Source organism: Bacillus sp. SM2101, assembly GCF_018588585.1.
In the GTDB taxonomy this organism is placed as follows: Bacteria; Bacillota; Bacilli; order Bacillales; family SM2101; genus Nanhaiella; species Nanhaiella sioensis.
In genome coordinates, this window is sequence record NZ_JAEUFG010000002.1 from 1 (window position 1) to 13535 (window position 13535).

Sequence of the window (13535 nt, forward strand, 5' to 3'; positions counted from 1 at the left end):
TTAGGCACGCCGCCAGCGTTCGTCCTGAGCCAGGATCAAACTCTCCAATAAAGTTTGATTGCTCATTTGTTCAAAAAAATTAACGTTGACGCTTTTGTTTTGTTTAGTTTTCAAAGAACATTTTTTAAGTTATCGCTCATAAGCGACTTTTTTAATATAACATTTTCAAGTTGTTATGTCAATAACTTTTTTTAGTTTGTTTTTATAATGTGCTGCTTTAAAACATTGTTCCGCAGCGACGAATATAAATATATCACGGGGATAATTATACGTCAATATGCTTTTTTATATTTTTTTAATTACTTTCTACAGAATAACATCTGTGATAAATTTGCTGACCCTTTGTTTCCACCTTATGCACATGAATATACCCACGCTCTATTAAAAATTCTATCATAATAGAAAGGTCTATTGAATAATGAGTAAGTTGTGAATGATTCATTATATCCTCATAAGTCCATGGTTCATCTTTGCTTGATAAAATCTCAAGTAAATGTTCAGAGCCTAGCTCAATTTTTGAACTGATAAGAAAATCACTGGCTAAAAATAATAACTCTAAATTTTTCTCTAATGTTTCTTCACCTTCAATTAATTTCTCATACAGCTTATAAATCTCAGGTTCAATTTGCTTTACTTGTCCCCAAACAAGAACCTCAGGATGAAACCCATTTTCAATAACCGCTAAACGTGCAAGGTGATGCAGCGCATGAACAACATAATTATACGCATCTAGATATTGCCTAGATTCATAAAATTTTTTACCTTCTAAATATCTTCTAATTAGTTTAGCAAATTCTACTCCCATTTTTAGTTTACGGTAGTCCCTAGGAAACATCTCTAACTCATTTCTAAGGTTGTGAATGTATTCATTTCTATCAAATAAAACCCGTCCATTCATTAACCATTCAGTAACTTTTCTATTAGAGCCTAATAATACCCATTCATTTAATTGGTTTTCATCTACAATATGTAAAGCAGCTTTGTTATGATTGAATTCATAATGTTTAATTTGAACCGATTGTTCTGAATCTTTTATAATGACTAATAACACAACATCAAATGTATCTGTGATAGAACTAACAGCTTCTCCCTTTTTTTCAACGATAATTACACCTAGTGTATTTTTATGACTCGCTCTTTCCTGATAAATGGGACGAAGTATATCTTCCATTTTAAATTCCCCCCTTTTTTGATAATAATTTATTCGATATTAATATGAAATAACCTTTAATTTTTAAAGTTATTAATATCGAAACTATTGATATCAATAAATATACTCTCTTATGTCTATACAATGCAATTGTTAAGCGTGTACATTTCTATTTTAGTTATGCTATATTATTAAATTAGGAGGTTGACGGCATGGCTAAAAAATATTCAAGTAAAATAAACAAGATACGCACATTTGCGCTTAGTTTGATTTTCATTGGGGTTCTTGTAATGTATGGTGGAATATTCTTTCGATCATCTGTTGTTGTAATGACTGTCTTTATGATTTTAGGTCTTCTATGTATTGTAGCTAGTACGGTTGTTTACTTTTGGATTGGTATGTTATCTACAAAAACTGTTCAAGTAGTGTGTCCATCATGCCAAAAGCCAACAAAAATGTTAGGTAAAGTAGATATATGTATGTATTGCAATGAACCACTAACTCTTGATCCATCACTTGAAGGAAAAGAATTTAATGAAAAATATAATAAAAAAGACAAAAAAACAATAACCAAATAACATCTTATAAGATAATAAAAAGCTGATAGTCTTTTCGACCATCAGCTTTTTAATGCTTTTTATTTTGTTGACAATCTTCACATACTCCGTAAACTTCCATACGGTGATGGCTTACTTTAAATCCTGTCACATGTTCCGCTAAGGCTTCTACCTCATCCAATCCAGGATAATGGAAATCAACAATTTTACCACATTCTTCGCATATCACATGGTAATGATCTGTTGTAACATAATCAAAGCGGCTGGATGCATCTCCATAAGTTAGCTCTTTAACTAAACCTACTTCACGGAACACCCTCAAGTTATTATATACTGTTGCTACACTCATATTAGGAAATTTACCTTCAAGCGCTTTATAAATATCGTCAGCAGTTGGGTGTGACACATTATGAATAAGATACTCAAGAACCGCATGACGTTGTGGGGTAATTCTAACCCCTGTTTGCTTTAACGCCTCAAGAGCTTCTTTCAATTGGTCATGATGGGACACCGTCATGCACCTCTCTCCTAAAAAGATTCTTACTTTATAATATTTATAATTAGTCTACATTGTTATACTGAGTTTTGTCAATATATACACCTTTACTATATGAGATGAAATCTAATTTTACGCACTTTTCGAAAAAAATAATACAAATTATTTGATTAGTATCCACTTTTCAAGATTGTTCGGACTAGTTATTGTTTTACCTACTAAAGCGAAACAATTATGCAACTAGCGTTAAAACTATGACAAGGGGATATAGCATCATCCTACATTGTTAATTTTAGCAAGAAATTAACAAAATGAGTTTCTTCACTTCAAATAAATAACAAGATCCTAACTTCTTGATACACAAAGCTACCTTGGCATTAATTGTTGCTTTTCATAATAAGAACTATACGAGTATATAACATACGTTTGGAGGAACTTTTCTTCTCTAAAGCATATAATAAAAATCAATTTCTCGAATGTAAGTGAAAAAGCAATAAAGTTTACAAAAAGATCCATACACAAAAAAATGCGGAACTAAATCCCGCAAAATGAATTGTATTGAATACTGAGGAGGTATGCCCTACAATACTATCATACTCAACTAAGATGAATTCGTTTGGATGTTTGCCCCTATACTAAAAAAGATAGGCTTTGAGGTGAGATTTAACAGGGGTAATATGTATATGATTACTTAACTAACGAGTGCTTAAATGCATAAATCACCGCTTGTGTTCGATCTTGTACTTCTAATTTACTTAAAATATTACTGACATGTGCTTTCACCGTTTTTAATGCAATATATAACTGATCAGCAATTTCTTGATTTGTTTTCCCCTCTGTCATTAATAGTAAAATTTCCATTTCTCTACTTGTTAGTTCTTCATGTAGAAGCTGAACATTTTTTTGTCGCATTTTCCGCATCATCTTCCCTGTTACTTCGGGTTCAAGGACTGACTGCCCACGATACGTTTCTCGCACTGCATTAGCAATTTCATTAGCTTTTGAAGTTTTTAATAAATAGCTCGTTGCACCTGCTTCTAAAGCAGGATATACTTTTTCATCATCTAAAAAACTCGTAACAATAATAATTTTCGCTTCTGGCCATTGATCGATGATCACCTGAGTTGCTTCTATCCCATCCATCTCCTTCATTACTAAATCCATAAGGATGATATCTGGACGTAATGAAAGTGCTAGTTCAACACCATCTTTCCCATTATCGGCTTCACCCACCACCTCTATGTCTGATTGGGCAGATAAATATGATGACACACCGATACGAACCATTTCATGATCATCAACAAATAATACTTTAATCACCAGCTTCTCCCTCATTTCTTAATATCGGTATTTTCACTTCAAGACGGGTACCATTATTTTTCACACTTACTATATTCATCGTACCACCTATTTCGATCGCCCGTTCATACATATTCTGTAAACCATAAGAACCTGCTTTCGTTTCTTCCACGTCAAAGCCAATTCCATCATCTACTACACGTAAAATAATTAGTTCGTCTCTTTGAATCAATAACACTTCAAGTTTAGTAGCCTTCGCATGACGCAAAGTATTTGATAACGATTCTTGTAATATTCTGAACAGATGATCTTCCACTCCTTTTTCCATAGGTGTCTCTTCAATCTTCCATTGGATCGACATTGATACTTTTTGAGATAATTCCACTAATAGCATCTCAATCCCTTCTTGAAGAGACTTCCCTTTTAGAGCAGCTGGCCTCAAATGAAGTAACAGGGCACGCATTTCTAACTGGGATTGATGAATCATTTGTTCAACCATTTTTAGCTGTTTCGTTTCACGCTCATTTGAAAGGGGATTTGCTTCGTTGATCGCAGACATTAACATAGATGCTGCAAATAGCTGCTGACTAACTGAATCATGTAATTCACGAGCTAAGCGATTCCTCTCTTGAGAAATCATTTCTTGAATTCGTTGCTCTTGATCCTCCACAATATCATTAGCTAGCTTCCTTGATAATTTCGTCTGTTCCGACATCTTTCTTTGTATTTTGTCCATTCGATCATGAATAGCTTGAATTTCACTGAGTGGAGCTTTTTCATCTACCTTTATTTTGTGACCAGTTTCCATTTGGTGAAGCATACCACTTATTGATATAAGTTGTTTTCTCCAAGATAATCCAGAGATCGCGCCAAAAAGAAGCCCAACAATAATACTTATGGCAACAATAAATAGTACAAACGGTATCTCCATTATTTCTTTTTTCCACAAAACGTTCCATTCTGGTAATGGAAATACTAGAAATGTACCAATCAATGTCACTAGTAAAACAACCATCGACATACTTAAACCAATAATCAGCTGCCTTTGGATTGCATTCATACTCGCTTCACCTCAATATTCCCGACTATCATTGAGGTAACAATTTTTATTTTTTGATCAACATTATCATATTGAGGAGTTTGTAAGCTAAATACTTGATTAAACATATTAGCATCATGTACTTCAAAGACCGTTGATGAACCAATGAAAACTGAATGGCGAATACTAACTTCTAAATCATATGGAATAAGAACTTCAATATTACCTATAAAATTTCTAATGAAGATAATTGTTTCTCCCTTAGGAAGAACAGTATAACTTAAATCTATTACGGTGTTACCAATACCAGCTTGAATATTAACATCGTTCCATTCATATACATGAGACGGTGTTTGTTGTTGCCCGATTAAAATATTTTTCATGAGAGGCGAACGTGTAATTAATGTTTCCTCAGAAGCTATTATTTCAGGTTCTTTTATTGTTGGCTTTATAATTGTTGGTTCTTTTTTCGTTTGTACGAAACTATTAATTAAGAAAATAATGATGACCAACAGCAAGAGTTTAAACGTCATCATACCTGTTACACTTAATAATGTAAAAAGTAACCCAAACCAAAACAGAATTTTCCCACTAGCCTTTGGCATACGTTTGCGGCCAATATAAATTAAACTTATTGAAACGATTAGAGAAAAAATAACCCCACTGTTAAAAAACGAAACCTCTAGCAGTAGCATAGCGATTATTATTACTACAATCCAGCTTAACTGTTCTGTAGTTATTTTATTAAACATGGGCTTACTCCTCTCTGTATAAGACCTCTTCTTTTAAAATTGTATGGCTACTTGATAGGACTCACACTATAAGTCAATTTTTAGAACCGAAAAGGCGCAGTTACCTACGCCTTCTAGCATACCATGTCTAGTCTAGAAATTTGAATGCGTGTCTTCTAATTTACTTCTTTTTTTTCTTCCTTCTCTAATTGAGCAATCCTTGCGTCAATTGTGTTTCTAAAATATGAACTATTTACTTCATGTTCTAATCGATCTAGATAATTATCTATTTCTTCAAATTTAGTGAAAGGGCTGTTCTTTGCGTCATTCGAATTTATTACTTTGTTCATACGGTGATGTGCACGAGTAATATTCTCTCGACCCATAAGCTCCATTCGTCTAATGTGCATATCTTTTACCTTATGCTTCATTTCCTCATATTTTCGTTCAAGGACATCTACTTGTTGAGTAGCTTCTGTAAGTAAATTATTTAAGCGGTATGCTCGCTCTTCATATTGAGCTTGCTCTTGTACTGCAAAATCATATAATTCTTTTTCATCTGCTTGAGAAGCGATTTCAGCTTGTCGTTTTCTTTTTTCTGCAAATTGTTTTGCATGCTTATATTCGCGAGTAAATTCATCTTTTAATGTATATTGACGTTCTAATAATTTGCGGGCTTTTTCTGTTTCTTGCTCACATTGTCGCAAATACTGATTTAAAACCGCCACAGGATTTTTATGTTCTTTTCTATCAAGAGCATCATGTAAATCTGCTTCAATACTATTTCTTATACGTGAAATTATGTTAGGCATTTCTCGTCATCTCCTTTTAATTATACCTTTTCATTTCTGACCATTGTTTTTCAAAATTTACAAAGGGATCATCTGTTTCTTCTTCAATCGTATCTTGACTAGCATTCCATTTTTTATACACAATATATAAAACATAAGCGGCTGCAAAACCAATAACAGCTGGAATGTGTGACCCAACGATCATAAGAATCACAATACCGATTAACGCCCATCCGAATTTAGCGAATGTAGATTTGGTTTTCATAAACTGTTTGAAAACTAAATAGAGGATGAGAAGATTAATTGCTAATCCAACCATTGGTCCAAGTGATGAAATTAACACCATTGCAGCTATTCCACCGATTATAAACAAACCAACATTTTTCATTATTATGTTCCTCCTTTCTTAAGTCCATCATATCTATTTTTACACTTTTTCATAACGCGCCTGCGCTCTATTTTCTATTAAGACTCGAGTCCTAGTAACGATAAGACCCTAATATCAATTCATAGTGATTTGCGTTCTCATTCTATATAAAAAAGCCATTTAAACCCAGTATTAAACAACCTTTTGCTTATAAATGTTAGCAACACTTTCACTAGCATTCATATTTAAACTAGAAAAAGCTCCACATGCTTGTTGCTTTCCTAATTCAATATATCTGTCCATAGACTTTCTCTCAGAGCGAGCGACCCCTTGAAGGTCAATATTAATGATTAAATCCGCATATTTCTCTACGAGCTGGCTTGTATGATATTTACTTGCAACTCCTATATACCGTGAAAGCTGATGAAAAATATGTTTTGGGTTACTGTCTTTTGATCCTTTAATGCTCACCGCTGTAATATGTTGAGCTCCCATATCTTTCACCACATCTACTGGATTATTATTTAAAATATAACCATCAACAAGAAGTTGATTTCCATGTTTTACAGGTGCAAAAATACCAGGAATAGCGATACTAGCATGAATCGCCTTAGCAACTTCACCTGACTTGATAATAACCAACTGTCCAGAAATAAGGTCTAAACTTATAATTGCTAACGGTATGTCAAGATCTGAAAAGTGCTTACCATTTGTAAGCTGAACTAATTTTTCATAAATCCGTTTTCCTTTTACCCATCCTTTTCTACCTACTTGTATATCTAACATTTTTCTAATTGATAAATCTTCTAGCTCATGTTCCATTTGTTCTGGTCTCATACCGCATGCATATAAACCTGCAATTAATGCACCTGCACTCGTACCAGCAATATGTGTAATATCTATGTTTTGAAATTGTAGTTCATTTAGAACTCCAATATGTGCTGCTCCCCTTAAAGAGCCCCCACTCAGTGATAAACCAGTTTCCATCATTATTTACTTCCTCCTGTTTCTATAATTTTACATATTAGAGATCGATAGGAGTGAATTATTTCATTACCTCTTTTTTCCTCTCTTCACGGACCCCACGAACCAACATATCCAACGCCGGAGCTAAGTTCTGCTGTTTTTCATTGTCTATCATTTCATTTTTTTGAACTTGCCCCTTTACTTCATTAGTATTGTTTGTTGCCTTCCACCATATATATAAACCATAAATAAGCAGCACTACGATCAAGAATGAATAAATATAAATCTGGTATTCTTTGAAAAAATCTCTTATTGCTATTTCGTTCCCAAACTTACCTATTAATAGCACCAAAAATGACCATGGTAAAATACCTAAAAATGTATGAATGGTATAAACGCTAGCCTTCACTTCGCTCATTCCTGCTATATATGAAATATAATTCCCCATACCAAATGGTCTAGATAAAGAAATACTCCAAGTCCCGTACTTTTGAAACCAACACCTGGCTTTGTTAATCCCCTTTTGAAGTTTTTTAGGAAATATAGAACTCATCTTTAAACCAATTAAATAAGGAATGAAGCTTGCCAATGTATATATCATTGCCATGCCAATTGAAATCACAACCAAATTAACATAGCTAGGGTTTAATAAAAATCCATACGATAATACAACTATTACCCCAGGGAAAGGTAATGAAGATCCTTCTAAAAACATTGAGATGAATAAACCAACAACTCCTAAATTTTGGACAATTTCAACAAAACTCAACTTAAAATGCCTTTCTTTTAGCCAACGTAACCAACCTCTATGCGGTTGGTCGTTTTCATAATTTGCAATAGTTGTTCATACGGGTTATGAAAACTTTGAACATGTTCTTCTATTCTACGTTGATGTTCTTCCCAGTTTTCTTTATTATTTAATTTGTCCATAAGTTGTTGATTTAGTGGGGTATTAGCATTTAGTTTGTACACGAGTGCTTTCTCTTGTAGGTATGCCAAATTAAAATCTTCTTGACCTGGTAAGGCAGATTCTATAAAGATAGGTAACCTTTTTTGCAAAGCTTCACTGACAGTTACTCCGCCAGGTTTCGTAACAATTGCATCAACATCTTCGTATAAGTCATTCATTTTTTCTCTAGAAGAGATATATGGATATGGAGTAATATAGGGGTTCTTGCTATTTTTGAGATCTTGATACAGTTTTTCATTTTTACCACATAATACAGAAAATTGAGTTGTTTCTCCTATATCAACTTTACTCAAGAAGTCTGTTATATTTCCTAAACCACTACTACCACCTGATATGAGAATATGATATCTCTCCTTTTGCTTAAACTGCCTGTTCATTCCATTGAATACTTCACTAATTGGTATACCAGTCAATATAATTTTATCTGGTGATAATCCGTTTTCATCTATTAAATATGTTTTCATTTGTTCGCTTGAAACAAAGTGAAAATCAACACCTTCTCTTCCCCATACATTATTAATAAAAAAGTCAGTATAAACATTGACTAAAGGTATGTCGATTTTATTTTTCACTTTTAAACGACTAACTAAAAATGATGGAAAACCATGTGTAGCTACTATTAAATCAGGTTTCTCTTCCTGCAGGAGTTTTTCCATATTCCTCAAAAAGAATAACTCATACCACTGTAAGGAATAATTTTTAGATGATGAATATCCAAAATTTTTATAAACCCATTCATAAGATTGCGGAGCTAGTTTAATCCATTTTAGGTAAAACGAAGTAATAAACTTTTCTAAAGGAGGATTTGAATGACTAAGCAAATCTATCTTCTTCGTTTTTACATACTGGTCATGACAATTAAACGAATGAATGAAAGCCTCTGAAACTTGATGATGCCCTGATGGCATTCTTAACAATGGTAAAAATAAAACTTTTTTCATCATTATTTCTCCCTTCCCTTTCACATATATCGAATTCACTAAGATTCCTCTGTTTAAGCTCCATGTTGCAATTAGGCTTCTATACAGTTGGGATTGACCATGTAGAAAAGCCTCTCTACCTAATTCCGGTATTCATGTTAACTTGAACAAGTTCACCTTGGATTTAAGATATTCAAACTTTACGTAATTCAATCTTAGCGAATACAAGATTTTTACATAACGTGCCAGAGTATTATACTTCTCTAAGACTTAAGGCTTATAGATAATTAAGACTAACAATCAAGCTGTTACATTCAGTTTTGAATATACTTAAAAATCAGAAAAATAAACCTACAAAAACCTTACGAATGAAAAAAAATAACCTCCCCATCCTTTCGTCATATATCTAGGTGAAGGGAGGTACATTTATTTTCTTTTTCAAAATCCTCAACTACTTTTAGGTTCATGTAAACTTTTCAAATAATCTACTATACCAATATTTTTTTCCTCATGTAAATGCTCAACATCAGTAATATTAACTACATTACCATCTCTAATTACAACAACCGTATCCAGTAAGGGTTCAACTTCATCCACTTCATGAGTTGTTATAATGACAGTTTGTTTTTCCAAATTGATAAACGATATGAGCCCTTTGACAACGGACTCTCTTACCATAGGATCTAGCCCTGAAAAAGGTTCATCCATTAATATATAAGGTACATCCCTAGCTAGAGATAATACTATTTTTAATCGACCTCGGTTCCCTTTAGATAAATGCTTAACCTTTTGATTTGGATCTAACTTCATAAACTTCATAATCTCAAAAGCTTTGGATAACTGAAAATCTTCAAACTGAGTTGCAAAAAATTCTATTGTCTGCTTGACGGTGTAAAATGGATAATAATCGTCTAACTCAGATAAATAGGTTACAACATGACAAATTCGTCTGTCAGCTTGCATATTACCTACTTTCACAAAGCCTTGCGAAGGTTGGATTAATCCAGCCATCAACTTCAAAAGGGTGGATTTCCCACTGCCGTTCTCGCCGATAATTCCTATAATCTTACCTTCAGGAAATGATAAACTTACATTATGCAAAGCTGTTTTACCGATATATTTTTTCGTAACATTTTGTAATTCAATCATTTCATATTCTCCTTTACCATAAAGGATTGGATGTCTCTTATAATTTCATCTTGCTTAAATCCCATTGCAGTCATTTCTTGAATGAATTTCATAATGTGATTTGATTTAAGCTGTTCTCTTAACATTTCCAGCCTTTCTTCACTTTCTGATACAAAAGTCCCTTGCCCTCTTCTCGTTTCCACAATACCCACCCTTTCCATTTCGCTATAAGTTCGTTGAACTGTATTCGGATTTACCCCTGATTCAACTGCCATTTCACGAACTGATTTTAATTTATCACCCGGTTTTAACTCTCCCCTAACAATCTTATGACTAATCCGGTCTACTAATTGCATATAAATCGGTCTATTTGCTTGAAAGTCTTCCATTACTTTATACCTCCAACTTCTTGTCAATAAGCCATGATGATATGAAAAACAAACATGCGGTGAATATTAAGAAAAACAAGAGTGAACCTGCATAGATTGCTCCACTAACAAAAATACTAGGATAATATATCTCATAAGCACCCCACTCTAACATTACCTCGATGATTGATAAATTCATCAAAGAGTTAAAGAAATAAAGTGATACGATAACGATAAGGAAAAGTATTAATTTGGATCCTTTACCTATTCTAGTTTTGATGAAACGGTATATTACCCAAAAAAAGAGAACGGTGATTGAAAGTACTGTTGAGATACTAATAATATAGAACATCTCTAGCGAGGCAAAATTAAATATTTCAGCCAAAATTGGTGATTGTAATTCTCCGTATAGCGGAATGAAGTTAATTAATATAAAAATGATGATTGTTGCTTGTGAAATGATTAATGCACAAAAGCCATTTAAGAATTTACTAGCTATTAACTGAAACGATGGTTGAGGATTATGCAGCCATAAATGCATTTTTTTTGCTTCTTTATTCAAGCTAGAAAACATATATACACTTAAAAAAAAGACATGCAATACACTAACAGTTAACAACGGAATAAATTTAATTAAATGATCATCTATCACCTCTAACCCATTAAGTCCAATATCAAAGTTAGACCATGATAATTTTGAATAAAGGTACCACCCTAAAACAAAGGCTGCTGTATTTAAAATTAAAACAGCGACTAAATGACTTCTCATTAGTAAAAAATCTTTTTTCAATACCCCACTAAAGGAACTTGTTCCTACCATTTCGCTACCTCCTAATAATTTAATTCAATAATTGTTTTAGTGTTCTAGTTACATAGTACACCGTAACAATATAATTGTCAATATATGGACAAGTCTAAAATGGCATAAAAAAAGTGTAGAGAAATTATGTATCTTCTCTACACTCTTAAAGTGAGTCTTTTTTGCATTAATTGTTGTTTTACGAACTAAAACACAACCCACGGCATCATTCTGCCATAAAACGATGACAACCGTATATGACCGCTCCCTGTCGTTTGGTATGAATAGCAACAAAGATCACGAAGAGAGCCTTATGAAAAAAATGATTGATTTACCTTTGTTATTGTAAGTTATCCTTTATAAATTGTAGAGCTGATTCAACATGGTCTTTCACTCTAACTTTTCGCCATTCTTTTACCACATTTCCCTCTTTATCAATGACAAAAGTTGATCTTTCAATTCCCATATACTCTTTACCAAAGTTTTTCTTCAACTTCCAAACATCGTATTCTTCAGCAACTTTATGGTCTTCATCAACGAGTAATAAGAAAGGTAATCCATGCTTTTCAATAAATTTCTTATGCCTTTCGATTGGATCCGGGCTAATCCCAAGAATTACTGTATCTAATTCAGTAAACTGTTCATGTCTATCCCTGAAATCACACGCTTCGGTTGTACATCCAGGTGTCATGTCCTTTGGATAAAAATATACTACAACATTCTTGCCTAAATAATTGGACAGTTTAACTTCTTCACCAGTATTTGATAATAGTTGAAAATCAGGTGCTTTTTGATTAAGTTCTAAGCTCATAGTATGCCTCCATATAATAGCGACTGACATAGCTCGCCTTTTTTGAACACTTCTATGTAAAGTTTAACGCTAATAGGACAATAAAAACAAATGAATTGTTTTCAAACTCAAATACATATCTGCTCAATATGTAATTTACTATAAATACTGAGTAATAACAGCTATTATGCTTTTATGTAATGGCTGTTTTCGCATTGATTGTTGCTTTTCGTACTACTAAGAACAGAATACGTATAAACTAAGTATACGCTTCATCTTTTCTCATTTAAATTGAAGTCAATTGCATAAAATTATTATTGGTTGCTGTTCTATATTAATCTCAATAGCAACAAAGTTAACGAAAAGAGCCTATGTAATTGACATCGTTGTAGTGAGGGATTTGGAATTTGGGTACATTTTAATTTATTGGTACGATTATAGCACCTTGAATAAGCAACAATAAAAAACCACGTCTCTAATGTGACGTGGTTTTATTGTCATTATTTAAAATGTTTTTGCTACTTCTTTTGCTTTGTTAGCCGCATTTTGGAATATGTTCTCGGCATTTGAAGGGTCAAAGTTAACTCCTTCAACTACAACTGTTTGGAAATTCTGAATGCCTATGAAGCCCATAACAGTTTGTAAATGACTTACAGTATGTTGCGCACTTGCTGCTGGACCTTCTGAATAAATTCCCCCGCGCGCTTCTAATAAAACAACTGGCTTATCTTCTAATAACCCAACTGGACCATTTTCAGTATATTTGAATGTCTTTCCAGCAATTGAAATAGTATCAATATAAGCTTTTACCATCGGTGGGAAACCAAAATTCCACATTGGTGCAGCAAAGATCACTTTATCAGCAGCTATAAATTGATCAGTTAACTCATTCATTCTACCTACTTTTTCTTGTTCAGTTGCAGTAAGCTCTTGCTGTGCTGCGAATTTCCCCCATGCAGATAACACATCACCATCAATAAAAGGGATATTTTCCTTATATAGATCTAGTTCAATAATCTCGTCATTTGGATTTTCAGTTTTATACGCATCAATAAAAGCATTTGCTAAGCGTAATGAATATGAATCTTTCTCTTGTTTTGGATTTCCTTTTACAAATAATACTTTTGTCATTTTTTCTACACTCCCATTATTAGTTTTAAATTT

General features: G+C 33.1%; 16 protein-coding genes. 1 reads left to right on the forward strand and 15 read right to left on the reverse strand.

The features are described from left to right. Nucleotides 1-295: 295 nt before the first annotated feature. Nucleotides 296-1171, reverse strand: coding sequence for a nucleotidyltransferase-like protein (locus JM172_RS02235; RefSeq protein ID WP_214480458.1), 876 nt, complete (start codon nucleotides 1169-1171; stop codon nucleotides 296-298). Between the two features lie 191 nt (nucleotides 1172-1362). Here JM172_RS02235 and JM172_RS02240 point away from each other — a divergent pair, with 191 nt between their 5' ends. Further along, entirely contained in the window at nucleotides 1363-1728 is a 366-nt protein-coding gene (locus JM172_RS02240) for a YgzB family protein (protein WP_214480459.1), read from the forward strand. 49 nt (nucleotides 1729-1777) lie between these two features. Here the strand turns inward: JM172_RS02240 and perR are convergent, their stop codons facing one another. From perR to JM172_RS02310, 14 genes are all read right to left on the reverse strand, one after another. Then, a complete protein-coding gene (gene perR, locus JM172_RS02245) occupies nucleotides 1778-2224 on the reverse strand; it encodes a peroxide-responsive transcriptional repressor PerR (RefSeq protein WP_250886470.1) in 447 nt (148 codons plus the stop codon). Nucleotides 2225-2890: 666 nt separating this feature from the next. Beyond that, nucleotides 2891-3523 carry a response regulator transcription factor gene (locus JM172_RS02250; RefSeq protein ID WP_214480460.1) on the reverse strand — a complete coding sequence of 211 codons (633 nt, stop codon included), beginning with the start codon at nucleotides 3521-3523 and terminating at the stop codon, nucleotides 2891-2893. Then, nucleotides 3516-4562, reverse strand: a complete 1047-nt coding sequence (locus JM172_RS02255) for a sensor histidine kinase (protein ID WP_214480461.1) — start codon at nucleotides 4560-4562, stop codon at nucleotides 3516-3518. The genes JM172_RS02250 and JM172_RS02255 overlap by 8 nt, the downstream gene beginning before the upstream one ends. Next, nucleotides 4559-5293, reverse strand: coding sequence for a cell wall-active antibiotics response protein LiaF (gene liaF / locus JM172_RS02260; protein WP_214480462.1), 735 nt, complete (start codon nucleotides 5291-5293; stop codon nucleotides 4559-4561). The genes JM172_RS02255 and liaF overlap by 4 nt, the downstream gene beginning before the upstream one ends. Before the next feature lie 155 nt (nucleotides 5294-5448). Beyond that, complete coding sequence (locus JM172_RS02265) at nucleotides 5449-6084, reverse strand: PspA/IM30 family protein (RefSeq protein WP_214480463.1); 636 nt, start codon at nucleotides 6082-6084, stop codon at nucleotides 5449-5451. Nucleotides 6085-6100: 16 nt separating this feature from the next. Next, the gene (locus JM172_RS02270) at nucleotides 6101-6451 is read right to left on the reverse strand and encodes a lmo0954 family membrane protein (protein ID WP_214480464.1); all 351 of its coding nucleotides are present in this window, start codon (nucleotides 6449-6451) and stop codon (nucleotides 6101-6103) included. 171 nt (nucleotides 6452-6622) lie between these two features. Then, nucleotides 6623-7420 (reverse strand): patatin-like phospholipase family protein, encoded by a 798-nt coding sequence (locus JM172_RS02275; protein WP_214480465.1) that lies wholly within the window; start codon nucleotides 7418-7420, stop codon nucleotides 6623-6625. Between the two features lie 55 nt (nucleotides 7421-7475). Next, on the reverse strand, nucleotides 7476-8165 hold the full coding sequence (locus JM172_RS02280; RefSeq protein ID WP_214480466.1) for a DedA family protein: 690 nt from the start codon (nucleotides 8163-8165) through the stop codon (nucleotides 7476-7478). A 17-nt stretch (nucleotides 8166-8182) separates the two neighbouring features. After that, the gene (locus JM172_RS02285; protein WP_214480467.1) at nucleotides 8183-9307 is read right to left on the reverse strand and encodes an MGDG synthase family glycosyltransferase; all 1125 of its coding nucleotides are present in this window, start codon (nucleotides 9305-9307) and stop codon (nucleotides 8183-8185) included. A gap of 426 nt (nucleotides 9308-9733) precedes the next feature. Further along, nucleotides 9734-10435, reverse strand: coding sequence for an ABC transporter ATP-binding protein (locus JM172_RS02290; protein WP_214480468.1), 702 nt, complete (start codon nucleotides 10433-10435; stop codon nucleotides 9734-9736). Beyond that, nucleotides 10432-10803 (reverse strand): GntR family transcriptional regulator, encoded by a 372-nt coding sequence (locus tag JM172_RS02295; RefSeq protein ID WP_214480469.1) that lies wholly within the window; start codon nucleotides 10801-10803, stop codon nucleotides 10432-10434. Before JM172_RS02295 ends, JM172_RS02290 begins: the two co-directional genes overlap by 4 nt. 4 nt (nucleotides 10804-10807) lie before the next feature. Further along, entirely contained in the window at nucleotides 10808-11602 is a 795-nt protein-coding gene (locus tag JM172_RS02300) for a hypothetical protein (protein WP_214480470.1), read from the reverse strand. A 319-nt stretch (nucleotides 11603-11921) separates the two neighbouring features. Continuing rightward, nucleotides 11922-12392, reverse strand: coding sequence for a thioredoxin-dependent thiol peroxidase (gene bcp, locus JM172_RS02305; protein ID WP_214480471.1), 471 nt, complete (start codon nucleotides 12390-12392; stop codon nucleotides 11922-11924). 483 nt (nucleotides 12393-12875) lie between these two features. Continuing rightward, on the reverse strand, nucleotides 12876-13502 hold the full coding sequence (locus JM172_RS02310) for an FMN-dependent NADH-azoreductase (RefSeq protein ID WP_214480710.1): 627 nt from the start codon (nucleotides 13500-13502) through the stop codon (nucleotides 12876-12878). Nucleotides 13503-13535: the final 33 nt, after the last annotated feature.

Coding starts and splice junctions, on each gene's coding strand:
- JM172_RS02235 (WP_214480458.1), bottom strand. CDS start 1,171: ATGGAAGATATACTTCGTCCCATTTATCAGGAAAGAGCGAGTCATAAA.
- JM172_RS02240 (WP_214480459.1), top strand. CDS start 1,363: ATGGCTAAAAAATATTCAAGTAAAATAAACAAGATACGCACATTTGCG.
- perR (WP_250886470.1), bottom strand. CDS start 2,224: ATGACGGTGTCCCATCATGACCAATTGAAAGAAGCTCTTGAGGCGTTA.
- JM172_RS02255 (WP_214480461.1), bottom strand. CDS start 4,562: ATGAATGCAATCCAAAGGCAGCTGATTATTGGTTTAAGTATGTCGATG.
- liaF (WP_214480462.1), bottom strand. CDS start 5,293: ATGTTTAATAAAATAACTACAGAACAGTTAAGCTGGATTGTAGTAATA.
- JM172_RS02265 (WP_214480463.1), bottom strand. CDS start 6,084: ATGCCTAACATAATTTCACGTATAAGAAATAGTATTGAAGCAGATTTA.
- JM172_RS02270 (WP_214480464.1), bottom strand. CDS start 6,451: ATGAAAAATGTTGGTTTGTTTATAATCGGTGGAATAGCTGCAATGGTG.
- JM172_RS02275 (WP_214480465.1), bottom strand. CDS start 7,420: ATGATGGAAACTGGTTTATCACTGAGTGGGGGCTCTTTAAGGGGAGCA.
- JM172_RS02285 (WP_214480467.1), bottom strand. CDS start 9,307: ATGAAAAAAGTTTTATTTTTACCATTGTTAAGAATGCCATCAGGGCAT.
- JM172_RS02290 (WP_214480468.1), bottom strand. CDS start 10,435: ATGATTGAATTACAAAATGTTACGAAAAAATATATCGGTAAAACAGCT.
- JM172_RS02295 (WP_214480469.1), bottom strand. CDS start 10,803: ATGGAAGACTTTCAAGCAAATAGACCGATTTATATGCAATTAGTAGAC.
- JM172_RS02300 (WP_214480470.1), bottom strand. CDS start 11,602: ATGGTAGGAACAAGTTCCTTTAGTGGGGTATTGAAAAAAGATTTTTTA.
- bcp (WP_214480471.1), bottom strand. CDS start 12,392: ATGAGCTTAGAACTTAATCAAAAAGCACCTGATTTTCAACTATTATCA.
- JM172_RS02310 (WP_214480710.1), bottom strand. CDS start 13,502: ATGACAAAAGTATTATTTGTAAAAGGAAATCCAAAACAAGAGAAAGAT.